The sequence below is a fragment of the Micromonospora chokoriensis genome (assembly GCF_900091505.1).
GTDB classification, from domain to species: domain Bacteria; phylum Actinomycetota; class Actinomycetes; order Mycobacteriales; family Micromonosporaceae; genus Micromonospora; species Micromonospora chokoriensis.
This window is the reverse complement of record NZ_LT607409.1, coordinates 2387316-2410476: the sequence shown is the minus strand read 5'-3', so window position 1 is coordinate 2410476 and position 23161 is coordinate 2387316. Positions and strand designations below refer to the sequence as shown.

21 protein-coding genes are annotated in these 23161 nt (G+C 70.9%); 3 read left to right on the top strand and 18 right to left on the bottom strand.

The features are described 5' to 3' along the window. Positions 1-203: 203 nt before the first annotated feature. The 10 genes from atpD to GA0070612_RS11365 form a co-directional block, all read right to left on the bottom strand. Entirely contained in the window at positions 204-1640 is a 1437-nt protein-coding gene (atpD, locus tag GA0070612_RS11410) for a F0F1 ATP synthase subunit beta (protein WP_088987885.1), read from the bottom strand. Next, entirely contained in the window at positions 1640-2569 is a 930-nt protein-coding gene (locus GA0070612_RS11405; protein ID WP_088987884.1) for a F0F1 ATP synthase subunit gamma, read from the bottom strand. Before GA0070612_RS11405 ends, atpD begins: the two co-directional genes overlap by 1 nt. Positions 2570-2573: 4 nt before the next feature. Continuing rightward, complete coding sequence (gene atpA, locus GA0070612_RS11400) at positions 2574-4226, bottom strand: F0F1 ATP synthase subunit alpha (RefSeq protein WP_088987883.1); 1653 nt, start codon at positions 4224-4226, stop codon at positions 2574-2576. A gap of 164 nt (positions 4227-4390) precedes the next feature. After that, a complete protein-coding gene (locus tag GA0070612_RS11395; RefSeq protein WP_088987882.1) occupies positions 4391-5212 on the bottom strand; it encodes a F0F1 ATP synthase subunit delta in 822 nt (273 codons plus the stop codon). After that, positions 5212-5748, bottom strand: coding sequence for a F0F1 ATP synthase subunit B (locus GA0070612_RS11390; protein ID WP_088987881.1), 537 nt, complete (start codon positions 5746-5748; stop codon positions 5212-5214). The genes GA0070612_RS11395 and GA0070612_RS11390 overlap by 1 nt, the downstream gene beginning before the upstream one ends. A gap of 27 nt (positions 5749-5775) precedes the next feature. Continuing rightward, positions 5776-6018, bottom strand: a complete 243-nt coding sequence (locus GA0070612_RS11385) for an ATP synthase subunit c family protein (protein ID WP_088949916.1) — start codon at positions 6016-6018, stop codon at positions 5776-5778. Positions 6019-6082: 64 nt separating this feature from the next. Continuing rightward, the gene (gene atpB / locus GA0070612_RS11380) at positions 6083-6880 is read right to left on the bottom strand and encodes a F0F1 ATP synthase subunit A (protein WP_088987880.1); all 798 of its coding nucleotides are present in this window, start codon (positions 6878-6880) and stop codon (positions 6083-6085) included. A gap of 11 nt (positions 6881-6891) precedes the next feature. Next, positions 6892-7128 (bottom strand): AtpZ/AtpI family protein, encoded by a 237-nt coding sequence (locus GA0070612_RS11375; protein ID WP_088991414.1) that lies wholly within the window; start codon positions 7126-7128, stop codon positions 6892-6894. 182 nt (positions 7129-7310) lie between these two features. Continuing rightward, positions 7311-7736 carry a hypothetical protein gene (locus GA0070612_RS11370; protein ID WP_088987879.1) on the bottom strand — a complete coding sequence of 142 codons (426 nt, stop codon included), beginning with the start codon at positions 7734-7736 and terminating at the stop codon, positions 7311-7313. Next, positions 7729-9018 carry a serine hydroxymethyltransferase gene (locus GA0070612_RS11365; protein WP_197699351.1) on the bottom strand — a complete coding sequence of 430 codons (1290 nt, stop codon included), beginning with the start codon at positions 9016-9018 and terminating at the stop codon, positions 7729-7731. The genes GA0070612_RS11370 and GA0070612_RS11365 overlap by 8 nt, the downstream gene beginning before the upstream one ends. Positions 9019-9218: 200 nt before the next feature. On the opposite strand from GA0070612_RS11365, the gene GA0070612_RS11360 reads away from it, so the two are divergent. Further along, complete coding sequence (locus tag GA0070612_RS11360; protein WP_088987877.1) at positions 9219-10682, top strand: SDR family oxidoreductase; 1464 nt, start codon at positions 9219-9221, stop codon at positions 10680-10682. Between the two features lie 11 nt (positions 10683-10693). Here GA0070612_RS11360 and GA0070612_RS11355 read toward each other — a convergent pair whose 3' ends face one another. The 4 genes from GA0070612_RS11355 to prmC all read right to left on the bottom strand — a co-directional run bounded on the left by GA0070612_RS11355 (position 10694) and on the right by prmC (position 15121). Continuing rightward, on the bottom strand, positions 10694-12808 hold the full coding sequence (locus tag GA0070612_RS11355) for a transglycosylase domain-containing protein (protein WP_088987876.1): 2115 nt from the start codon (positions 12806-12808) through the stop codon (positions 10694-10696). 106 nt (positions 12809-12914) lie between these two features. Then, entirely contained in the window at positions 12915-13526 is a 612-nt protein-coding gene (locus tag GA0070612_RS11350; RefSeq protein ID WP_088987875.1) for an arsenate reductase/protein-tyrosine-phosphatase family protein, read from the bottom strand. Next, on the bottom strand, positions 13527-14174 hold the full coding sequence (locus GA0070612_RS11345; RefSeq protein WP_088987874.1) for an L-threonylcarbamoyladenylate synthase: 648 nt from the start codon (positions 14172-14174) through the stop codon (positions 13527-13529). It abuts the gene before it with no gap. Next, positions 14174-15121: a peptide chain release factor N(5)-glutamine methyltransferase gene (gene prmC / locus GA0070612_RS11340; RefSeq protein ID WP_088987873.1), complete on the bottom strand. Its 948-nt coding sequence runs from the start codon at positions 15119-15121 to the stop codon at positions 14174-14176. The genes GA0070612_RS11345 and prmC overlap by 1 nt, the downstream gene beginning before the upstream one ends. Positions 15122-15193: 72 nt before the next feature. On the opposite strand from prmC, the gene GA0070612_RS11335 reads away from it, so the two are divergent. Next, the gene (locus tag GA0070612_RS11335) at positions 15194-16741 is read left to right on the top strand and encodes a GGDEF domain-containing protein (protein WP_088987872.1); all 1548 of its coding nucleotides are present in this window, start codon (positions 15194-15196) and stop codon (positions 16739-16741) included. 81 nt (positions 16742-16822) lie between these two features. On the opposite strand, the gene prfA is transcribed toward GA0070612_RS11335, so the two are convergent. Further along, positions 16823-17911 carry a peptide chain release factor 1 gene (gene prfA / locus GA0070612_RS11330; RefSeq protein WP_088987871.1) on the bottom strand — a complete coding sequence of 363 codons (1089 nt, stop codon included), beginning with the start codon at positions 17909-17911 and terminating at the stop codon, positions 16823-16825. A 124-nt stretch (positions 17912-18035) separates the two neighbouring features. Continuing rightward, entirely contained in the window at positions 18036-18260 is a 225-nt protein-coding gene (rpmE, locus tag GA0070612_RS11325; RefSeq protein ID WP_088987870.1) for a 50S ribosomal protein L31, read from the bottom strand. 275 nt (positions 18261-18535) lie between these two features. On the opposite strand from rpmE, the gene GA0070612_RS11320 reads away from it, so the two are divergent. Continuing rightward, a complete protein-coding gene (locus tag GA0070612_RS11320) occupies positions 18536-19432 on the top strand; it encodes a phosphatase domain-containing protein (protein ID WP_088987869.1) in 897 nt (298 codons plus the stop codon). Between the two features lie 357 nt (positions 19433-19789). On the opposite strand, the gene rho is transcribed toward GA0070612_RS11320, so the two are convergent. Together rho and thrB are read right to left on the bottom strand one after the other, a co-directional pair. Then, positions 19790-21892 carry a transcription termination factor Rho gene (rho, locus tag GA0070612_RS11315; RefSeq protein WP_088987868.1) on the bottom strand — a complete coding sequence of 701 codons (2103 nt, stop codon included), beginning with the start codon at positions 21890-21892 and terminating at the stop codon, positions 19790-19792. Positions 21893-22187: 295 nt separating this feature from the next. Further along, the gene (gene thrB / locus GA0070612_RS11310; RefSeq protein ID WP_088987867.1) at positions 22188-23132 is read right to left on the bottom strand and encodes a homoserine kinase; all 945 of its coding nucleotides are present in this window, start codon (positions 23130-23132) and stop codon (positions 22188-22190) included. Positions 23133-23161: the final 29 nt, after the last annotated feature.

The following is a 23161-nucleotide window of genomic DNA, read 5'->3' as shown; positions in this document are numbered from 1 at the left end:
ACGGGTTAAAGACGGGCGCACGTCGCCGAAAGGTTGCAAGGATCAACGCTCGTTCGGGTGAGCGCGGAACGACCGTATCTCGGGTGCCGGGGAACCAACGACCACCGCTAACGGACCGCGACGACGATAGAACGCGAACATGAACAAAAGACTGCCCCGGCGTTGCCGGGGCAGTCTTTTTGTTACGGATCTGATCGGGCTGGTCAGCCCTTCATCAGCTCCTCAGCCTTCTTCTCCAGGTCGTCGAGACCGCCGCACATGAAGAACGCCTGCTCGGGGAAGTGATCGTACTCACCCTCGCTGATCTTACGGAACGCCTCGATGGTCTCCTTGATCGGAACCGTCGAGCCCGGCACACCGGTGAACTGCTCCGCGGCGTACGTGTTCTGCGACAGGAAGCGCTCGATCCGCCGGGCCCGGGCCACGGTGATCTTGTCTTCCTCGGAGAGCTCCTCGATACCGAGGATGGCGATGATGTCCTGCAGGTCCTTGTAGCGCTGCAGGATCCGCTTCACCTCGGTGGCGACCTGGAAGTGATCCTGGCCGACGAACTCCGGGGCGAGGATCCGGGACGAGGACGCCAGCGGGTCCACGGCCGGGTAGATGCCCTTGTCGGAGATCGACCGCTCCAGGTTGGTGGTCGCGTCCAGGTGGGCGAACGTGGTGGCCGGAGCGGGGTCGGTGTAGTCGTCCGCCGGCACGTAGATCGCCTGCATCGAGGTGATGGCCTGGCCCCGGACGGAGGTGATCCGCTCCTGGAGCTCGCCCATCTCGTCGGCCAGGGTCGGCTGGTAACCCACGGCGCTCGGCATACGGCCGAGCAGGGTGGAGACCTCCGAACCGGCCTGGGTGAAGCGGAAGATGTTGTCGATGAAGAGCAGCACCTCCTGCTTCTTCACGTCCCGGAAGTACTCCGCCATGGTCAGCGCGGAGAGCGCCACCCGCAGACGGGTGCCCGGCGGCTCGTCCATCTGGCCGTAGACCAGCGCGGTCTTGTCGATGACGCCGGACTCGGTCATCTCGGCGATGAGGTCGTTGCCCTCACGGGTGCGCTCACCCACGCCGGCGAAGACCGAGGTACCACCGAAGTTACGGGCGACACGGGTGATCATCTCCTGGATGAGCACCGTCTTGCCCACGCCCGCGCCACCGAACAGGCCGATCTTGCCGCCCTTGACGTACGGGGCGAGCAGGTCGATGACCTTGATGCCGGTCTCCAGCATCTCGGTCTTCGGCTCCAGGTCCGCGAAGGCCGGGGCCTTGCGGTGGATACCCCAGTGGTCGTCCGGGTTGAGGGTCTCGCCCTCCTTGAGGTTGAGCACCTCGCCGATCGCGTTGAACACGTGGCCCTTGACCGCGTCGCCCACCGGAACGGTGATCGGCGAACCGGAGTCACGAACCTCCGCGCCGCGAACCAGACCGTCCGTCGGCTGCATCGAGATCGCGCGGACCAGGTTGTCACCCAGGTGCTGGGCGACCTCCAGGGTCAGCGTCTTCTCACCGCCGGACAGGCTCACGGTGACGTTCAGGGCGTTGAACAGGGCCGGCATGGCGTCGCGCGGGAACTCGGCGTCGACGACCGGGCCGATGACCCGGACCACGCGACCCGTGGCCGTCTTGGTCTCTACTGGTGCAGTCATCACACTTCACTTCCCGACGCGGCCAGCGCGTTGGCGCCGCCGACGATCTCGCTGATCTCCTGGGTGATCCCGGCCTGACGGGCCGAGTTCATCTCACGCGTGTACTTCTCGATCATCTCTTCGGCGTTGTCGGTGGCGCTCTTCATCGCCCGCCGCCGTGCCGCCGACTCACTCGCCGCCGACTCGAGCAACGCCGCGTAGATCCGCGTGTTGATGTACCTCGGCAGGAGCGCGTCGAGCAGCGCCTCCGCCTCCGGCTCGAACTCGTACGCCGGCAGCAGCCCCTCGGAGCGCGGCCGGTCCTCCACCTGCATCGGACCGATGACCTTGGTGACCGGGTTCTGCGTCATCAGCGAGTGGAACTCGGTGTAGACGATGTGCAACTCGTCGACGCCGAGCACCCCGTCCGCGCCGGGACCGCCGTCGATGTCGTCCGCACCGGCCGTGAACGCCTTGATCAGCGTCTCACCCACGGCACGGGCGTCCTCGAACGACGGCTGCTCGCTGAACCCGGTCCAGTTCGCCTCGATCGGCCGGTCGCGGAAGCGGTAGAACCCGACACCCTTACGTCCGATGACGTAGAGCACCGGCTCCTTGCCGTCCGCCTTGAGGCGCGCGATCAGCGACTCGGCCATCCTGATCGCGTTGGAGCTGTAGCCGCCGGCCAGGCCACGGTCGCTGGTGACCAACAGGACGCCCGCCCGCCGCACCCGCTCACGCGGGGTGAGCAACGGGTGGTCGATCCGCGCGTTGGACGCCAGCGCCGTGAGCACACCGGTGATGGCCTGGGCGTACGGCAGGGACGCCTGCACCCGGGCCTGAGCCTTGGCGATCCGGCTCGTCGCCACGAGCTCCATCGCCTTGGTGATCTTCTTCATCGACTTCGCCGAGCGGATTCGTTGACGAAGAACGCGTACCTGGGCCGCCATCAGATCAGCTCTCGGCCGGGCGGTCGGTCGCGCCGTCGCGGAAGCGGGTCACCGTCTCGCGGTTCTCGTCACCCTCGAGCGGAGCGGCCGGCGCGTCGTTGACCTTGCGCTCGTCGTCCTTGTTGAGGAAGACCTGCTTGAACTCGGTGATCGCCGTGTCCAGCGAGTTGACGATGTCGTCGCCCCACTGGTTGTCGGCGATCCCGGCCAGCACACCCTCGTGCTTGTGCCGCAGGTACTGGAGGAACTCGGCCTCGAAGCGCCGGATGTCACCCACCGGGATGTCGTCCAGCTTGCCCTCGGTGCCGGCCCAGACCGAGACGACCTCTTCCTGCACCGGGTACGGCGAGTAGTTCGGCTGCTTGAGCAGCTCGACCAGCCGGACACCACGCTCCAGCTGGGCCCGCGACGCCTTGTCCAGGTCGGAGGCGAAGGCGGCGAACGCCTCCAGCTCGCGGTACTGGGCCAGGTTGAGCCGCAGCGAACCGGCGACCTTGCGCATCGGCTTCACCTGCGCGGCGCCGCCGACCCGGGAGACCGAGGTGCCGACGTTGATCGCCGGACGAACGCCCTGGTTGAACAGGTCGGTCTCCAGGAAGATCTGGCCGTCGGTGATCGAGATGACGTTGGTCGGGATGAAGGCCGAGATGTCGTTGGCCTTCGTCTCGATGATCGGCAGACCGGTCATCGAGCCGCCACCCAGCTCGTCGGAGAGCTTCGCGCAGCGCTCCAGCAGACGCGAGTGCAGGTAGAAGACGTCACCCGGGTACGCCTCACGGCCCGGCGGGCGACGCAGCAGCAGCGACACGGCGCGGTACGCCTCGGCCTGCTTGCTCAGGTCGTCGAAGACGATCAGGACGTGCTTGCCGCCGTACATCCAGTGCTGCCCGATGGACGAGCCGGTGTACGGGGCCAGGTACTTGAAGCCGGCCGGGTCGGACGCCGGCGAGGCGACGATGGTCGTGTACTCCAGCGCGCCCGCCTCCTCCAGCTGCCCCTTGATCGAGGCGATGGTGGAGGCCTTCTGGCCGATGGCGACGTAGATGCAGCGGACCTGCTTCTTCGGGTCGCCGGTGCGCCAGTTGTCCCGCTGGTTGAGGATGGCGTCCAGCGCGACGGTGGTCTTGCCGGTCTTCCGGTCACCGATGATCAGCTGCCGCTGGCCCCGACCGATCGGGGTCATGGCGTCGATGGCCTTGATGCCGGTCTGCAGCGGCTCGAAGACCGACTGCCGGGCCATCACGTTCGGAGCCTGCAGCTCCAGCTCGCGGTAGCCCTCTTCGGCGATGTCGCCGAGGCCGTCGATCGGCTGGCCGAGCGCGTTGACCACGCGGCCGAGGAAGGCGTCACCAACCGGAACCGAGAGCACGCGGTCGGTGCGCTTGACCCGCTGCCCCTCCTCCAGCTTGGCGGAGTCACCGAGGACGACGACGCCGATCTCCCGCACGTCGAGGTTCAACGCCACGCCGAGCGTGCCGTCCTCGAACTCCAGGAGCTCGTTGGTCTTGGTCGAGGGCAGGCCCTCGACGTGGGCGATACCGTCACCGGTGTCGGAGACGGTGCCGACCTCCTCGCGGGAGACGTCGGACGAGTAGGAGGAGACGTAGCGCTCCAGGGCGCCGCGAATCTCCTCCGTCGAGATGGTCAGCTCGGCCATCCTCTGCTTCCTTAAAATTCAGGGGCCCGGGATACCTAGTACCAACCGGTCCGAATGGCGTCTGTCAATCCGGGCGCTGGGCGGCGGAGCCGCCCGGATGCTGGGCGACACAACCGCACCGACGCTGGGCGGCGAAGCCACCCAGCGACTGGGCGGCGGAGCGCTCAGCGCTTCGCGAGCGCGTTGCGGGTCTCGTTGAGGCGGCGCAGGATGGTGCCGTCGTACAGGTCGGAACCGACCCGGACGCTCACGCCACCGAGAACGGCGGGGTCGACCGTCTGCTTGACGGACACCTCTCGACCGTATATCGCGGTGAGGCTCGCACCCAGCCGACGCTCGTCCTCGTCACTCAACGGGGCCGCGACGGTCACGTACGCCACCTGCCGGTCACGGCGGTCGGCGGCCAGCTCGACCAGCCGGGTGAGCGCCCCGCTGAAGGAGCGTCCCCCGAACCCGCCGAGCGCCGCCTCGACGAGGCGGACGGTGACCGGACGGGCCTTGTCGGCGAGCAGCTCGCGGGCCAGGGTGGCCCGCTGCTCGACCGGGGCGACCGGGTCGGCGAGCGCGTTGCTCAGCGCCGGCTGACCGGCCACGACCTGACCGAAGCGGAACAGCTCGTCCTCGACCTCGCCCAGCTCGCCGGCCTTGTCGGCGCTGGCGAGCAGCGCCTCCACGCCCAGCCGCTCGGCGCCGTCGAGCAACTCCGACGGTGCCGACCAACGGCCGGAGACCAGCGTGACGAGCAGGTCGAGCGCGTCGGCGCCGATCCGCCCACCCAGCATGTCGCCGAGCAGCGCGCCGCGGTCCTCGCCGGAACGGGCCGGCTCGGACAGCGCCCGACGCAGCCGCGGCTCGCGCCGCAGCAGGGCAGCCACGGAGAGGATGGCGTCGGCGGTGGAGGCCACCGCCGACGGCTCCGCGCCGCGGACGTACGCGTCGAGGCGCTCGGCCGCGATCTTGTACGACTCCCGGCTGGCGGCCTGCATCAGCGGGCCCCCGTGCTCTCGAGACCGCTCAGGAACCGGTCAACGGTGCCCTTGCGCCGTGCCTCGTCGGCCAGCGACTCGCCGACGATCTTGCTGGCCAGGTCCACCGCGATGGTGCCGACCTCCGCGCGCAGCTCGCGCACGATGGTGGCGCGCTCGGCGGCGAGCGCGTCCTTGCCCGCCTGGATGACCCGGTCGGACTCCTCCCGCGCCTTGGCGAGGATGTCCTGCCGGATGCCCTCGGCGTCGGCCCGAGCGTCGTCACGGATCTTGGCGGCGTCGGTCCGGGCCTCGGCGAGCTGGGCACGGTACTGCTCGAGCAGCTGGTTCGCCTCGGCCTGGGCGGCCTCGGCGCGCTTGATGCCGCCCTCGATCGCGTCGACCCGAGCCTGGAACGTCTGCTCCATGCGCGGGAAGACGAACTTCATCAGCACGAAGCAGAGGACGATGAAGGCGACCGACCCGACCACGATCTCCTGCCAGAGCGGGATGATCGGGTTGTGGGCCTCACCACCCTCAGCGGCAAGGAAGTACATGAGTGACCTCCCGGTCGACGAGCGGGATTAGAGCTGGCCCTGCCAGATGAAGCCGAAGGCGATGCCCAGCAGCGCCAGCGCCTCGATGACGGCGAAGCCGATCCAGACGTACGGCAGGGTCATCCGCGACGACTCCGGCTGGCGGGCGGTCGACTGGATGTAGGCGGCGAAGACCAGGCCGACGCCGATACCCGGACCGATGGCCGCGAGGCCGTAGCCGATGGCGGCGGTGCTGCCAACGACACCTTCTGCGGCGGCGACGTAATCCATTAGTGGTTCCTCCTGGTTATCACGCGTGTCTCTCACGCGGGACGACAACGGTTGGTGCGGTGGATCAGTGCTCGTCGGCGAGCGCGCCCTGCACGTAGCTCGCGGTCAGGACGGTGAAGACGTAGGCCTGCAGGCAGATCACCAGGAACTCGAGGAAGGTGAGCGCGATGGTCATCACCCAGGAGAGCACCGAGACCGGCGCCAGCCAGGCGTTGGCGCTCAGCATCGCGAAGCCGCCGAGCGTGAAGACCAGCAGGAGCATGTGCCCCGCGAACATGTTCGCGAAGAGACGGACGGCCAGCGAGAACGGCCGGACGATGAAGGTCGAGAACAACTCGATCGGGATCAGCAGCGGCAGGATGAACCAGGGCGCCGGCGGAACCAGAGAGTTCTTGAAGTACTTGACGAAGCCGTGCTTCTTGATGCCGACGTAGTTGAACAGCACGTAGCTGATGATCGCCAGGAACGCCGGGAAGGCGATGTGCGAGTTCGGCGAGATCTGGAAGAACGGCACGATCGCGAAGAAGTTCGTCAGCAGCACGAAGCAGAACAGCGTCGTGAAGTAGGGCGCGAACCGCACACCCTGGTGCCCGATCATGTCGACCGAGATGTTGTTGCGCACGAAGCCGTAGATCGACTCGGCGAGCCACTGCTTCTTGGTCGGCACCAGTTGCGGGTTCCGATAGGTCGCCAGGAAGAAGATGATCAGGACGCCGACCGCGATCCAGACCATTGCCGTGATCTTGGTGAACCAGTAGGAGTCGTGTGCACCCCAGGGCAGGATGCTGGGCAGGTAGAAGTCCTCCACGCTGGGTGGGAATGCCGCCTGGCCCGCTGCCAGAACGTTCGCCTGTCCGAACACCGCGTCCCTTCCTAAGTAGGCGTGCCGAGCCGGCGAACGACCAGGATGATCCCCCCGGCCATACCGAGCACGACTCCGATGCCGGTGGCGACGCCACCGGTGTCGAGCCATTGGTCAACCAGCCAGCCGATGAAGCCCCACACGAGCATCCCTCCGATGAGGTAGCTGAGCGCGGTCCAACCCTGACCGGCGCCGGACGGATAATCGTCCGGTTCACCGGCGGGACGGGGGGTTTGGTCACCAGCCATGACGGGGCGAACGATATCAGCCGGGAAGACGAGGCTGTGCCTCACCCCCCGCACAACCGTCGTTGTGTGGGCTTCTCGTGGGCGCCGTCGTCTGTGGGCACGCTACTCCCCTTCCGCCCGTCGGAAAATGACCGGAGGCCGACACATTGCGGCGCGTCCAATAAATGGGACGACCCGCCGGGTCAGCGGTGCGCCCGGCGAGCGTGCACGGTCGTCAGCCACCAGATGTGCACCGCCGTCCACACTGCCACCCCGGCGACGATGCCGAGGCAGAGCGGGATCAACCCCGCCCAACCGGTGGACGCCACCGCCACCAGCACCCCACCCAGCAGGCTGAACTTCAGCACGTACAGGCCCACGCCGAGCGGGAGCAGCAACTGCGGGTTGACCTGGTCGGCCCGGGCCAGCACCACCGTGGTCAGCGTGTAGCTGAGCACCGTGACGCCCACCCCGACCGCCGCGCCGACCGCCGCCGTCGCACCGCCGGCCACCGCGCCGACGACCGCGGCGACCACGGCGAGCGCCACCGACGCGCCCAACAACACCGGCAGGTGCCGCAGCCGCCACCGCCGGTCGCTGTCCGGCTCGACCACCCCGGGCTCAGCCACGGGGGTACGCCGGAAACGCCGCGACCAGCTCGGCAACCTCGGCACCCAGCCGGGTCAGCTCGTCGGTGCCGCCCGGTGCCCCGGGATCGGTGCGTACCGCCCGCGCGATCAACGTGGCCACCTGCCGCAGCTCCCCCTCGCGCATCCCCTGGGTGGTGACGCTCGGCGTGCCCACCCGGATGCCGGAGGCCACCATCGGCGGCTGCGGGTCGTACGGGATGGCGTTCTTGTTCAGGGTGATCGACGCGGCGTCGCAGCGTCGCTCGGCGTCCGCGCCGGTCACCCCCAGCTCGCGCAGGTCGATCAGCGCGAGATGGGTGTCGGTGCCACCGGACACCGGGCGCATCCCCTCGTCGGCCAGCCCGGCGGCGAGCGCCTGGGCGTTGCGGACGACCTGGCCGGCGTACGCCTGGAACTCCGGCTGGGCGGCCTCGCGCAGCGCGACCGCCTTCGCCGCGACGGCGTGCATCAGCGGGCCACCCTGGGTGAACGGGAAGACCGCCTTGTCGATCCGCTGGGCCAGCGCCTCGCGGCACAGGATCATGCCGCCGCGCGGGCCGCGCAGCACCTTGTGGGTGGTGGCGCAGACGACGTCGGCGTACGGCACCGGGGACGGGATCGCCCGGCCGGCGACCAGGCCGATGAAGTGCGCGGCGTCCACCATCAGGTACGCGCCGACCTCGTCGGCGATCTCCCGGAACCGGGCGAAGTCGATCAGGCGGGGGTACGCGGTGGCACCACAGATGATCAGCTTGGGCCGATGTGCCCGAGCCAGGTCCCGGACCTCGTCGTAGTCGATCAGCTCGGTGTCCGGCCGGACCGGGTAACCGACCGGGTGGAACCACTTGCCGGAGAAGTTCACCCGGCTGCCGTGGGTCAGGTGCCCGCCGTGCGGCAGGTCCATCGCCAGCACCGTGTCGCCCGGCTGCACCAGCGCGGCGTACGCGGCCAGGTTGGCGCTCGCCCCGGAGTGCGGCTGGAGGTTGGCGTGCTCCGCCCCGAAGAGCTCCTTGGCGCGGGCGATGCCGATCTCCTCCGCCCGGTCCACCTCGGCGCAGCCGCCGTAGTAGCGCCGGCCCGGGTAGCCCTCGGCGTACTTGTTCGTCAGGGTCGACCCGAGCGCGGCCAGCACCGCCGGCGAGGTCAGGTTCTCGCTGGCGATCAGCTGCAGGCCGCCCCGCAACCGCTCCAGCTCACCGAGGACCACCCCGGCGATCTCCGGATCGGTGGCCCTGAGCTGCGCGAAATCCGGCCCCCAGAAGGTGCTCGTCTCGGTCTCCACAGCGAAGGAGTCTAGGGCCTGTTGCACAAGGGCGGCCGAGCCGAGGCGGAGTCCGGGCGGCGATTCGGCAAGGCGCGGTCACGTCCGGATACCGGCGTTGTATCCGGACGTGACCGCAACGCCGCCGGGCGTCGTCCGGACCCGCCGCAGGCCGGCCAGTTCTTGTGCAGCGGGCCCTGGGGGGCCGCAGACTGGGACCCGTGAGATGCCTCGTCACCGGAGCCACCGGATACATCGGCGGGCGGCTGACGCCCCTGCTGCTCGCGAACGGGCACACCGTACGCTGCCTCGCCCGTAAGGCCGTGCGGCTGCGGGACGTGCCCTGGGCCGGCGCGGCCGAGATCGTCGAGGGCGACCTCAGCAGACCGGAGACCCTTCCGGCCGCGTTCGCCGACGTGGACGTCGCCTACTTCCTGGTCCACTCGCTGGGTAGGCCCGACTTCGAGGAGGTCGACCGGACCGCGGCGACCAACTTCGCGACGGCGGCCCGCGCTGCCGGCGTACGCCGGATCGTGTACCTGGGTGGGCCGGAGCCCGCCGCCGACGCGGAGGTCCCCTCCCCGCACCTGCGCTCCCGGGCCGAGGTGGGCCGGATCCTGCTGTCCAGCGGGGTGCCCACAGCGGTGCTGCGCGCCGCGGTGATCATCGGGTCCGGCTCGGCGTCGTTCGAGATGCTGCGGTACCTGACCGAGCGGCTGCCCGCGATGATCACCCCGCGCTGGGTCCGCAACCGGATCCAACCGATCGCGGTGGGTGACGTGCTGCACTACCTGGCCGGCTGCGTCGAGCTGCCGTCGGAGGTCAACCGGGCCTTCGACGTCGGTGGGCCGGACGTGCTGACCTTCCTCGACATGATGCAGCGCTACGCCCGGGTGGCCGGGTTGCGCCGACGGATCATCCTGCCGGTCCGCCCGCTCACCCCGTCGCTCTCCTCGCACTGGGTCGGCCTGATCACCCCGGTGCCGAACGCGATCGCCCGTCCCCTGGTGGAGAGCCTGATCCACGAGGCGGTCGCCCACGAACACGACATCGCCAGGTACGTTCCCGACCCACCCGACGGGCTGACCGGTTTCGACGAGGCGGTGGCGCTGGCCCTGGCCAAGGTGCGCGACGCCCAGGTGGAGACCCGCTGGTCGACGGCGAGCGGCCCGGACGCCCCCGCGGAGCCGCTGCCCAGCGACCCGGAATGGTCCGGTGGCACCGCGTACACCGACGTGCGGGAGCGGGCGGTGGACGCGTCGCCGGCGGCGCTCTGGCGCGTCGTCGAAGGTGTGGGCGGCGAACACGGCTGGTACTCGTTCCCGCTCGCCTGGTCCGTCCGGGGCTGGCTGGACCGCCTGGTCGGCGGGGTCGGGCTGCGTCGGGGCCGACGCGACCCGCACCGCCTACAGGTCGGCGAGGCGTTGGACTTCTGGCGGGTCGAGGAGATCGTCCCGGGCGAGCTGCTGCGACTGCGCGCCGAGATGCGGCTGCCCGGCCGGGCCTGGCTGGAGATGCGGGTGCTGCCGGCCGACGACGGCCACAGCCGGTACCAGCAACGTGCCGTCTTCCTGCCCCGGGGCCTGGCCGGACACGCCTACTGGGGGTCGGTGGCCCCGTTCCACGCGGTGGTCTTCGGCGGAATGGCCCGCAACATAGCCCGCAACGCCGAACAATCCCCCTGACCCGACCCGGGTCAGTTGCCGGTGCGGGGGCCGGTGAGTTGGAGGGCGGTTCGTTCGCTGGGCGGGACGAAGTCGCGTACCGGCTGGTCGCGCAGGCCGACGACGAGCACCTTGCCGACCGCGTCCACCATCCGGGCCTGCACCGCCTGACCGACCGCGTCCCGGGGGTCGTCCGGGTTCGCGGCCATCGAGGCGACCGCCAACTGCGGCGTGAACGCCACCACCGTCTCCGCCTCGTACCGCTCCGAGCTTCCGGTCTTGCCCGCCACCGGACGGCCGACCTGCGCGCGCAGTCGGGGCGCTGTCGCGCCGTCGCATCGCCCGTACATCGACTGGTCGCCGACCGGGCAGCGCGCCGCGTCGGTGGCCGCCCTGGCCACGTCGGCGTCGAGCACCTGCCGGCAGTCCGGCTTGGCGGCGTCGACCGGGCGACCGCCCGAGTCGGTGATCGAGACCACCGGCAGCGGGGCGCACCAGGTCCCCTCGGCCGCCACCGTGGCGTACGCGGTGGCCAGGTCCAGCGGGGTGGTGGCGGCCACGCCCAGGGTGAACGGACCCCAGTTCTTCGCGCCGTACCGGGCCAGGTTGGCGTCGGAGTCGGCCCGCAGCACGATGCCGAGCCGCTCGGCCATCTCCACCACCCGGTCGGCGCCGACCTTCTCGGTCAGCCACGCGAAGTACGTGTTCACCGAACGGCCGAACGCGCTCCACATGGTGCGGGGGCCGTCCATCGACGACGGACTCGCGTTCGACGGACACCAGCGACCGTCGCAGCTCCCCTGCCCGGTCACCGGGAACCGGGTGAGCAGTTGGGTGGGCGCCACGAACTCGGTCGACAACGGCAGACCGGACTCCAACGCGGCCAGCATGGTGAAGAGCTTGAACGTCGAGCCGCCCTGGTACCCCTCGATCGCCCCACCACCGGCCACCAACTGGTTGACGGTGTTCGGACGGTTCTTCTGCCCGACCGGGTTGTCCTGCACGCTGTAGGCGCGGTTCACCGACATGGCCAGCACCCGTCCCGTGCCCGGTTGCACCACGGCGGTCGGCACGGCCTCCGCGTCCGCCGGTCGGTAGATCTTCAGCACCTGCTCGGTGGTGGCCTGCTGCACCACCGGGTCCAGCGACGACACGATGGAGAACCCGCCCCGGCGCAGCGTGCGCTGGCGCTCGTCGGCGCTCGCCCCGAACGCGGCCTGGCTGCTCCACCATCGGGTGAACCAGTCGCAGAAGAAACCCCAGTCGTTGTGCGTCTCGGGCACCCCCGTGCAGTCGTTCGGGGTCTCGCTGGGTTGCAGCTGCAACGGCTCGTCCCGTGCCGCCGCCGCCACGTCCACCGGCACCTGACCCGACTCCACCAGCCGCTCCAACACGTACGCCCGCCGCTCCAACGCGCTGTCGGCGTCGCCGTTGATCGGGTCGTCGCTGTCCGGCGACCGCACCAGGCCGGCCAGCAGCGCCGCCTGGGCCAGGGTCAGGTCCGCCGGAGACCGGGAGAAGTAGCGCTTGCTGGCCGCCGCGATGCCGTACGCCCCGGCACCGAAGTACGCGATGTTGAGGTAGCGGGTGAGGATCTCCTCCTTGTCGAGTTCCCGTTCCAGCGCGAGCGCGTACCGCATCTCCTGGAGCTTCCGCACCGTGGTGACCTCGGTGGCGGCCACCCGCTGCGCCTCGGTCAGCCGTGGATCACTGCTGAGCACGTTGCGGACGTACTGCATGGTGAGCGTGCTCGCGCCCTGCACGGTCCGGCCGCCGCTCCTGTTGGCGGTGAAGGCGCGTACCACGCCCCGCAGGTCGACGCCGCTGTGCTGGTAGAACCGGACGTCCTCGGCGGCGATGATCGCCTGGCGCATCACCGGGGCCACCTCGTGCAGCGGCACGTCCACCCGGTCCTCCTGGTAGAAGGAGGTGATCAGGGTGGTGCCGTCGTTGGCGTAGAGGTTGGAGCGCTGCGCCGTCGGCGGCGTGCGGAGCGTGTTCGGCAGCTCCGAGTACGGCGTGGACAGGTTGCTGAAGCCGATCCCGAAGACCAGGGCCGCCGGGAGGGCGGCTGCGGCCAGTACCAACCCGGCCAGCACTCCGGCGATCACCACGGTCAGCAGTTTGTCGAGATGGGCCCGGATCATCAGCTCTCCCCGCAGGAGCCGGTCACGCTAGGACCCGTTCAGAATGACCCGGAATGCCCCTTTAGCCCCTGGTTTTCCCCAAACCCGGAGGAAACTCGCACCCCGCTCAGGGCAGCAGCGCGCCGGCCAGCGGGTGGACCGTCTCCTCGATCTCGTCGGCGACCCGGCTGAAGCACTGGTCGCCCCGACCCCACGGATCGTCCAGATCGTCAGTGGGCAGCGCCGACGCCCCCAACCGGGCATCGTGGGCCGCAGCCACCAACGCCACACCCCGGGCGTACACCGCCTCCGGGGTCGCCTCGGCCGACGGCAACGCGGTGGTGTCCACAGCGGCCAACAGCCGGCCGAACTCACCCAGCACGAACGTGCGGGCCGCCGCGTCCGGACGCAGCGCCACCACGTACTCCTGCTGGTCGGCGGTCGCGGTCAGGACCAGGTCGGCGGCGTCGATGTGGTCCGAGCGCAACTTGCGGGCCGCGAACCCCTCGACGTCACCACCACGGCCGGTCACCTGTCGTGCCGCCGGCGGGTTCATCTCCTCACCCGCGTGCCAACCACCCGTCCCCGCGCTGTGGCTGTGCACCATCTCCTCGGCCTGGGCCGGATCCTCCGCACGCCGCGTCAGACGCTCCCGCACCGCCAGAGCGAGCAGCCGCTCCGCCATCGGCGAGCGGCAGATGTTGCCCATGCAGACGTGCAGAACCGTGAACGGGGGCACTCAGACCCCCCGACCATCGACGAGATCCGGCACCACGTCCCGCAGCTTCTCCAACGGAATCGCCCCCGCCCGCAGCAACTGGGGCACCTCACCGGTCAGGTCCACGATCGTGCTGGGCACCGGGTCCGGGCAGGGCCCCGCCTCCAGGTAGGCCCGCACCGAGTAGCTGAGCTGGTCACGCGCCTCCTCGGCGGTCACCGCGGCGGGCTGCCCGGTCTTGTTGGCCGACGACACCGCCATCGGACCGGTCTCGCGCAGCACCTCCAGCGCCACCGGGTGCAGCGGCATCCGCACCGCCACCGTGCCCGTCTTGTCGCCCAGGTCCCACTGCAGGCTCGGCGAGTGCTCGATCACGATCGTCAGCGCACCCGGCCAGAAGGCCTCGACGAGATCACGGGCGGCCGTGGGCAGCGAGAAGACCAACCCGTCCAGGGTGTGCCGCGAGCCGATCAGCACCGGCGGCGGCATCTGCCGGCCCCGGCCCTTGGCATCGAGCAGCGCCTTGACCGCGTACGGGGTGAACGCGTCCGCGCCGATCCCGTAGACGGTGTCGGTCGGGAGGACGACCAGCTCGCCGTTCTTGACCGCCTCGATCGCCGCAGCGATGCCGCGGTCCCGGTCGGCGGGCGACCGGCAGTCGTAGAGCATCACGAGGAGTCAGTCTGCCACGCCGCCCCGATCGGGGCGTCCTGGCCGTCCGCCCGTCGGGACGCGGTGGCGAAACGGGGCCGCCCGACGAGGTCCCGGTGCTCGGTCACAGCACTGAACCCGCCGTCCTCGGCGAGCAGCCCGGGCACCGCCGAACCGTGCGTGTCGTCGTGTTCGACACCAAACGCGCCACCGGGGCGCAGCAACGCCGCCGCCCGGGTGACGACCGGCCGGATCACCGACAGACCGTCCGCGCCCCCGAAGACCGCCTCCGCCGGATCGTGTCCGGCCACCTCCGGCGGAACCACCACGGCGTCCGGCACGTACGGCGGATTGCAGAGCAGCACGTCCACCCGGCCCACCAGGTCCGCCAACAGATCCGGAGCGGTCACGTCGGCCTCGACCACCTCGATCGGCCGGTCCCCCGCCCTCGCCCGCTCCGCCGCGTTGCGCCGCAACCAGACCAACGCCGCCGGGGACCGCTCCACCGCGACCACCCGCGCCTCCGGCAGCTCCTGGGCCACCGCCAGGGCGATCGCGCCCGAGCCGCTGCACAGGTCGACCACCACCGGGTCGGGCATCCCTCGCGCCTGCTCGACGCCCCACCCGGCCAGCAACTCGGTCTCCGGCCGGGGCACGAAGACACCCGGACCGACCGACAGTTCGAGATGCCGGAACCCGGCCCGGCCGGTCAGATGCTGCAACGGCTCCCGCCCGGCCCGCCGACGCGTCAACTCGTCGAGCCGCGCCACCTGGTCGACGTCGAGATCGTCGGCGAGCGCCAGCCGCCCCCGGGGCACCCCGAGCACGTACGCGGCCAGCAACTCCGCCTCCGCCCGCGCCGAGCCGATCCCGGCGGCGGCGAGCACCCGGGCCGCCCGGGCCACCGCGGCGGACGGCCGGACGGGACCTGTCCCTTCGGGGGGGTGTTGCGGCAAAGTACTCACGACATAATCATGAAGCGTCGCGGGCGACGTGACGAACGGGTGCGCCACTGGCGCACGGCAGGAGGTTGGCGGGTGGGTTGGCTCGACCGGGTCGAGGACCAGGTTGACGCGCTCACGCGCGCCCGGGCGTTGCAGGAGGCCAGCCGTTCGGCGGAGGCGTACGTCCTCCTGGAGCGTGTGATCCGCACCACCTCCGACCCGGCGGCACGAGCGGACGCCATGGTGCAGCGCCTCTCCGCGCTGATCAATCTCGGTCGAACCGCGGAGTTCACCCGTGCCATCGAGGAGGCGTCCTCGGCGGTCCGCGACCTCGCCGAGCCGTACCTGCACGGGCACCTCAACGCGCTGGCCGCTCTCGCCGCCCACCACCAGGGCGCACTGGACCGCTGCGTCATGCACCTCGTCCGCGCCGCCCGCGCCCTCGGCGCGGTGGAGGACCCGGACCGGGACACCGCGTGGGGCTGGCACGACCTGGCCATGGCCTACAGCTACCTCAGTTTCCACGGGTACGCCCTGGGGGCCATCGAGCGGGCCCGGCAGCTCGGGGTGACCGCCGGGATCCCGGAGGAGACGTTCGCCGCGCCGGGCATCCGGTTGCGCAACGCGGTGGCACTGGACCACAACGGCGACAGCGACGGCTGCCTCCGGGTGCTCCGGGACGTGGCCTCCGACCTGGCCCGATTCGTCCGCACCGGGCGGGCCGGCCAGCTCCGCCCCAGCAGCCTCGCCGCGTACGGCTACGCGGCGGCTCGGCAGGCGGCGCTCGGCGACCACGTGGAGACCAGCGGCGACGCCCAGCCGGCCCGGTTGCTCAGCCACGGTGGGGACAGCGCCCGCGCACGCGACATGCGACAACTCGGCCAGGTGTGCCTCGCGGTGGCCGACGGACGGCCGATCGAGGCCGTCACCCGGTTGGACACCGTCCGGGTGTCCAACGAGACGCTCGGGGCAGCCGAGCCGGCACGGCTGCGCAGCATCGCGCTGACCCGGGCCGGCGACCACGTGGCGGCGCACCGGGCCGACCGTCTGTCGTTCCGGCTCGCCGCCCAGCGCAACGACCGGCTGCGGGACGTCTACATCGACGGCATCGCCGCGCGGATCGACCACGAGGAGATGCGCCGCGAGGCGGCCCGCTTCGAGGGTGAGGCCTTGACCGACCCGCTGACCGGGCTGCCCAACCGACGTCGGCTGGAGCGGTACATCACCGCCGTGGTCACCCGGGGCGAGCGGGTGGTCATCGGGGTCTGCGACCTGGACGGCTTCAAGGCGGTCAACACCCGGCACGGGCACCACTCCGGCGATCTGGTGCTGCAACGCATCGCCGGCGTCATCAACAGGGTCATGCGCCGGGGCGACTTCGTCGCCCGCTACGGCGGTGACGAGTTCGTGGTGGTGCTGCCGGACACCAACATGGCCGAGGCCGCCGAGGTGGCCCGCCGCATCGAGGCCGCGGTCCGACTGGAGGACTGGGAGTCGCTGGTGCCGGGGACGCCGGTCGGGGTGAGCATCGGCTTCGCGGAGGTCTCCGGCGGCAGCGGGTTACGCGACGCGCTCAGCGTCGCCTTCGAGCTGGCCGACCGGGAGATGCTCCGCGCCAAGTCCCGCCCACGGGCGAGCTGATCACCCGCGCGGTCCGCGCGGTGTCGCGGTCAGCGACGAGTCAGCTCGGTCGCGGTCAGCGACGAGTCAGCTCGGTCGCGGTCAGCGACGGATCAGCTCGGTGTCGCCGGCGAGCCGGGCGGCGCGGTCGGCCTCGGTGAGAGCGTCCAGCACCCCGTCCAGTTCACCGGCGAGTGCCAGATCCAGGTTGTACGCCGTGTAGCCGATCCGGTGGTCGGTGATCCGGTTCTGCGGGAAGTTGTAGGTGCGGATCCGCTCCGAGCGGTCCACCGTGCGCACCTGCGCCTTGCGGGCGTCCGAGGCGGCGGCGTCGGCCTGCTCCTGGGCGTTGGCGAGCAGTCGGGCCCGCAGGATCCGCATCGCCTGCTCCCGGTTCTGCAACTGGGACTTCTCGTTCTGGCAGGAGACGACGATGCCGGTCGGCAGGTGGGTGATCCGCACCGCCGAGTCGGTGGTGTTCACCGACTGGCCGCCCGGGCCGGACGAACGGAACACGTCGATGCGCAGGTCGTTCTGGTCGATCGTGACGTCGACGTCCTCGGCCTCGGGCAGCACCAGCACGCCGGCCGCGCTGGTGTGGATGCGGCCCTGCGACTCGGTCACCGGGACGCGCTGCACCCGGTGCACGCCGCCCTCCCACTTGAGCCGCGACCACACCCCGTTGCCGCCGTCCGGCACCCCCTTGGTCTTGATCGCCAGGGAGACGTCCTTAACCCCGCCGAGGTCGGAGTCCTGTGCGTCGATGACCTCGGTGACCCAGCCGTGCCGCTCGGCGTAGCGGGTGTACATCCGGAGCAGGTCACCGGCGAACAGCGCCGACTCCTCACCGCCCTCGCCGGCCTTGATCTCGACGATCACGTCCTTGGCGTCATGCGGGTCGCGGGGAATGAGCAGCTCGGCGAGGCGTTCCTCCAGCACCGGCAGGGACGCGGCGATGGACTCCGCCTCAGCCGCGAAGGAGGCGTCCTCGGCGGCCAGCTCGCGAGCCGCCACCAGGTCGGCGCGAGCCTGTTCCAGCTCACCGGCGGCCTTGTGCAGCGGCACCAACTCGGCGTACCGGCGGCCGACCCTGCGGGCGGTGGCCTGGTCGGCGTGGATCGCCGGATCGGCCAGCCGCTTCTCCAGCTCCGCGTACTCGTCGAGGAGGCCGGCCAGACGCTCGCTGCTCATGCTGCGGATGCTCCTTCGAGGGCGCGCGGCGGGCCGGACTGGCCGGCGGCCGGGCGGAAACTGGGTGAAACACGGACGGCGCCCGTGTCCGGCGGGAAACCGGACACGGGCGCCGAACGAAGAGTTACTTGGCCTTCTTGGCCTGAACCTTGGCGTACTTCTGCTGGAACTTCGCGACCCGGCCGGCGGTGTCGAGAACGCGCTGCTTACCGGTGTAGAACGGGTGGCAGGCGCTGCAGGTCTCGACGTGGATCGCCCCGCCCTTGGCGGTGCTGCGGGTCGTGAACGTGTTGCCACAGGAGCAGCTGACCTCGGTGGTCGTGTACTCCGGGTGGATGTTTGCCTTCATCTCGCCTCGGTCCTCTCGTTGGTGGTCGCCGGGTCGCCGTCATCGCTCGTCGCGCCGTACGCGACGGGCTCGGGCGTGAACCGGAACCGGTGGCCGATTGACCAGTGTGCCATGGGCCTGCGCCGACCCGGTAATCGGGCCGCACACCTCGTCCGGCATCGTCAACACGTGCCTCCCCATCCGCATTCCCGCCGCCCGGCGCGGCATTCGCCCACCCGGCGGAGCGCCGCCGGGTACCCCGAACGGGGTACGCCCGCCGAGCCGGAGGTTCGCCGATGACGCGCCTGATCGCCACCCGAGGGCTGCCCGCCTCGGGTAAGACGACGTTCGCCCGCACCCTCCAGCCGTCCGTCGTCCGGGTCAACCGGGACGACCTGCGCCGGATGCTGCACGGCGAGCGGCTCCTCACCCAGTGGGCCGAGGCCCAGGTGACAGTCGTCCAACGGGCTCAGGTCGAGGCGCTGCTGCGGGCCCGCGCGGACGTCTGCGTGGACGACACCAACCTGCGCGCGCGGGCCCTGCGGGGCTGGGCCGATCTGGCCGCCCGCCACGGCGCGGACTTCGAGGTGCACGACTTCACCGACGTGCCGTTGGCCGAGTGCCTGCGCCGGGACGCCGCACGCCCGGCAGCCGACCAGGTCGGCGAGGAGGCGATTCGCCGGCTGCACGAGCGCTACCTGGAGGGGCGGGCGCTGCCGTTGCCGGTGCCGCAGGCCCGCACCGGACGCCCCGCCGTGGTCCATCCGCCGTCGACCGAGCCAGCGGAGATCGTCCTGGTGGACATCGACGGCACCGTCGCGCTGGCGGTGTCCCGCAGCCCGTACGACATGACCCGGGTCGGCGAGGACGAGCCGAACACGGCGGTGATCGCGGCGGTCCGGGCGATGCACGCCGCCGGGTACGGGGTGGTCTTCTGCTCGGGGAGGGACGACTCCGTACGCGCGGCCACCGAGGCGTGGCTGGCCCGGCACGTCCGGGTCCCCCACCTCGGCCTGTACATGCGGGCAGTCGGCGACACGCGGAAGGACTCGATCGTCAAGCGGGAGATCTACGACCGGGAGATCCGGGACACCTACCGGGTGGCCGGCGTCTTCGACGACCGCGTCCAGGTGGTCCAGATGTGGCGGGCCCTCGGCCTCACCGTCTTCCAGGTGGCCGACGGCGACTTCTGAGGTTGCCGTGCGGGCCTCTGCACGCGGCTGCCTCGCCACAGCCTGACGACCTGGTCACCCTGCCCCTGCCCGTGCTCCGCGGTGCGGCTCCCGCGACCCGCCGTCCGGGCATGCCTCGCGCTGCCCCCGGCCGAGGCCGCCGGGGGGCCGACCATCCTGCGGCCCGCCTTTGCTCTGCTGATGCGGGCGCACCACCCCACGGTCCACACTGGCGCCTCCGCATAGGCAGAGCAAAGGATGCGTGGGAGGCCTGGTGGGGTCAGGCCGCTCGACGGCCGATCGACATGCGGCAGGCACATGACGAAAGGGCACGGCCATGACGGCCGTGCCCTTTCGTCGTCGGTCACGCGGGGATGGCTACTCCCCCGGCGTCGACTTCGCGATCTGCATCAGGAACTCGATGTTGGTGCGGGACTGCTTGAGCCGGTCCAGCAGCAGGTCCATGGCGGCCTGCGAGTCCAGCGAGTGCAACACCTTCCGGAGCTTGTGGATGATGGCCAGCTCTTCGGGTGCGAGCAGGACCTCTTCCTTACGCGTACCGGACGGGTTGATGTCGATGGCCGGGAAGGTCCGCTTGTCGGCGATCTTCCGGTCCAGCTTCAGCTCCGCGTTACCGGTGCCCTTGAACTCCTCGAAGATGACCGTGTCCGCCATGGACCCGGTCTCCACCAGCGCCGTGGCGATGATGGTCAACGACCCGCCGTTCTCGATGTTGCGGGCCGCGCCGAGGAAGCGCTTCGGCGGGTAGAGCGCGGTGGAGTCGATACCACCCGACATGATCCGGCCACTGGCCGGAGCCGCCAGGTTGTACGACCGACCGAGCCGGGTCACCGAGTCGAGCAGCACGACCACGTCGTGCCCGAGCTCGACCAGGCGCTTGGCCCGCTCGATGGCCAGCTCGGCCACCGTGGTGTGGTCCTGCGGCGGACGGTCGAACGTGGCCGCGATGACCTCGCCCTTGATCGACCGCTGCATGTCGGTGACCTCTTCGGGCCGCTCGTCGACCAGCACCACCATCAGGTGGCACTCCGGGTTGTTGCGGGTGATCGCGTTGGCGATCGCCTGCAGCACCATCGTCTTACCCGCCTTCGGCGGCGACTGGATGAGTGCCCGCTGGCCCTTGCCGATCGGCATGACCAGGTCGATGACCCGGGTGGTCAGGATGTGCGGCTCGGTCTCCAGACGCAGGCGCTCCTGCGGGTAGAGCGGGGTGAGCTTGTAGAACTCCGGCCGGCGCCGGGCCTCATCCGGCTCCATCCCGTTGATCGTGTCCAGCCGCATCAGCGGGTTGTACTTGTCCCGCCGCTGGTCGCCGCTGTTGCCGCCCTCGCGGGCCGCCCGCACCGCACCGGTGATCGCGTCACCGCGGCGCAGGCCGTACTTCTTGATCTGGGACATCGAGACGTACACGTCGTTCGGGCCGGCGAGGTAACCGGTCGTCCGTACGAAGGCGTAGTTGTCGAGCACGTCGATGATGCCGGCCACCGGGACGAGCACGTCGTCCTCGCCGACCTGCGGCTCACGCCCACCGGTGTCAGCACCGGCCTCGGCGCGGTCGCCGCGTCCCCGGCGACGGTCCCGGAAACGGCTGCGCCGGCCACGCCGGCCACCGCCCTCGCCGTCGTCGTCGTCACTGTCCCGCTCGGCACGCTGGCCGCGGTCGTTACGGTCGTTGCGGTCGCCCCGGTCCGAACGGTCGTTGCGGTCGTTGCGGTCGGCCCGCTCACCACGGTCCGCACGCTCACCACGATCGTTGCGCTCGCCCCGCTCACCACGGTCGGCCCGCTCGCCCCGCTCGCCCCGCTCGCCCCGCTCACCACGGTCCGCACGGTCACCACGGTCGGCACGCTCGCCACGATCGGCACGCTCGCCACGATCGGCACGCTCGCCACGCTCCGGACGCTCGGCACGCTCGCGGCGGGTCTCGCCACGGTCGGTCCGCTCGGTGGCCTCCGCCTCGTCGGTACGCGACTCGGTCGGACGCGACTCCGCCGCACGGGACTCGGCCGCACGCGACTCGGTCGGACGCGACTCAGCCGCGCGCGACTCGGCCGCTGCGGCCCGGGTCCGCCGGGTGCGACCACGGCCCTCGGTCTCGGCTGCCGGCTCGGCCGACGCCTGCTCGGCGCCACGCCCTTCGGCTGCCGGCCGGTCGGCGGTCTCCCGCACCTCGGCGCGGACACCCTCACGGGTGGGAGCGGCTGCGGCCGCGACCTCGGCCCGCGGTCGAGGGGTCCCGGCGGCGTTGCCGCCCTGCCGCTCGGAGATCGCGGCGATCAGCTCGCCCTTGCGCATGCGAGCCGTGCCGGAGATGCCGAGCGACGCAGCCAGGCTCTGCAGCTCTGGCAGCAGCATCGCCGACAGACCGGTGCCGCTACGCCGACGACGGGCGGGAGCGGCTGCGGTGGCATCGCCAGCGACGTTGGAAACATCCGACGTCACGTCGGTGGTGTCGCTCAATGGATTCCTTCCCTCGATAAGGCCGGGACTGCCCGGAGTCGGAACTTAGGTGGCCGGGCGGCCTCGGTGCACCCGCCTCGCAAGGACGCGTCGCGGGAGTCTGTGACACAGCAGCCGGTGGTATCCCGACTCACCAACGTCGGTGAGCAGGTCTCGCCGTCTGCGGCGACCTGTGGAAACTGCGGCGCGGCGTGGGCCTTGGCAGGGGTTGACGGACTGACCGCCGAGAGCTTCGGGGGTGCGCCGCCCCGCAGGAGATCGCGTGCTTCGCGGCTGTGCTAGGTCTAGAGCGTAATCAACTCTTCCGACCTGCGGCAACAGGGTCCCGCTCGGCGTGTCCCAGTCTACCCCGAGCAACCCGAGCGCCGCTGACGTCTATCGGTAACTGCCAGATCTCCCAGTCTGTTCCCGTCTGAACGCTCGCCGGAGGCTCGCTGAGCGCCAGCACAGTCGGGCCGGCCCCACTGACCACAGCCGCCACGCCTGCCGCTCGCAACGCGCTGACCAGTGAAGACGTGGCCGGCATTGCGGCTGCACGGTAATCCTGGTGGAGCCGGTCGACGGTGGCGGGCAGCAGCAGGGCCGGGTCGGTGGTGAGCGCGTGCACCAGCAACGCGGCCCGTCCGGCGGTCAACGCGGCGTCGCCGTGCGGGACGGATGCCGGCAACGCGGCCCGTGCGGTGGCGGTCAACCCGCGTTCCGCCGGCACGAAGACGACCGGCCGCACCCCCTCGGCGACCGGCACTGACACCGCCCGGGCACCTGTCGACTCGGACCAGGCCACGGTGAAGCCCCCGAGCAGGCAGGGCGCGACGTTGTCGGGGTGACCCTCGATCTCGGCTGCCAGCCGGAGCACACCGGCCTGGTCCAGCCGGTGATCCCCGTCGGTGACGAGCGCGCGGGCCAGCAACACCCCGGCGACGATCGCGGCGGACGAGGAGCCGAGCCCGCGCGCCTGGGGGATCCGGTTGACGCACTCCACGCTCAACCCGTCGGGCTGGACGCCGAGCGCGTCGAAGCCGGCACGCATGGCCCGCACCACCAGGTGCTGGTCGTCGTCGGGCAGCTCGCCGGCACCCTGCCCGGTCACCGTCACCCGGACCCCACCCGACGTGACCTCGGCGGCCAGGTCGTCGTAGAGCCCGAGGGCGAGACCCAACGCGTCGAAGCCCGGGCCCAGGTTGGCGCTGGTCGCGGGGACCCGGACACGGACCGGCCCGGCGGTGAAGTTCGTCGGCACGCGCTCATGCTAGGGCCCGGCACCGACGG

Excerpts from the sequence above, each read along its gene's own strand:
- atpD (WP_088987885.1), bottom strand. The coding sequence starts at position 1,640 with ATGACTGCACCAGTAGAGACCAAGACGGCCACGGGTCGCGTGGTCCGG.
- GA0070612_RS11405 (WP_088987884.1), bottom strand. The coding sequence starts at position 2,569 with ATGGCGGCCCAGGTACGCGTTCTTCGTCAACGAATCCGCTCGGCGAAG.
- atpA (WP_088987883.1), bottom strand. The coding sequence starts at position 4,226 with ATGGCCGAGCTGACCATCTCGACGGAGGAGATTCGCGGCGCCCTGGAG.
- GA0070612_RS11395 (WP_088987882.1), bottom strand. The coding sequence starts at position 5,212 with ATGCAGGCCGCCAGCCGGGAGTCGTACAAGATCGCGGCCGAGCGCCTC.
- GA0070612_RS11390 (WP_088987881.1), bottom strand. The coding sequence starts at position 5,748 with ATGTACTTCCTTGCCGCTGAGGGTGGTGAGGCCCACAACCCGATCATC.
- GA0070612_RS11385 (WP_088949916.1), bottom strand. The coding sequence starts at position 6,018 with ATGGATTACGTCGCCGCCGCAGAAGGTGTCGTTGGCAGCACCGCCGCC.
- GA0070612_RS11375 (WP_088991414.1), bottom strand. The coding sequence starts at position 7,128 with ATGGCTGGTGACCAAACCCCCCGTCCCGCCGGTGAACCGGACGATTAT.
- GA0070612_RS11355 (WP_088987876.1), bottom strand. The coding sequence starts at position 12,808 with ATGATCCGGGCCCATCTCGACAAACTGCTGACCGTGGTGATCGCCGGA.
- GA0070612_RS11345 (WP_088987874.1), bottom strand. The coding sequence starts at position 14,174 with ATGCTCTACGACTGCCGGTCGCCCGCCGACCGGGACCGCGGCATCGCT.
- prfA (WP_088987871.1), bottom strand. The coding sequence starts at position 17,911 with ATGAGCAGCGAGCGTCTGGCCGGCCTCCTCGACGAGTACGCGGAGCTG.
- rpmE (WP_088987870.1), bottom strand. The coding sequence starts at position 18,260 with ATGAAGGCAAACATCCACCCGGAGTACACGACCACCGAGGTCAGCTGC.
- GA0070612_RS11320 (WP_088987869.1), top strand. The coding sequence starts at position 18,536 with ATGACGCGCCTGATCGCCACCCGAGGGCTGCCCGCCTCGGGTAAGACG.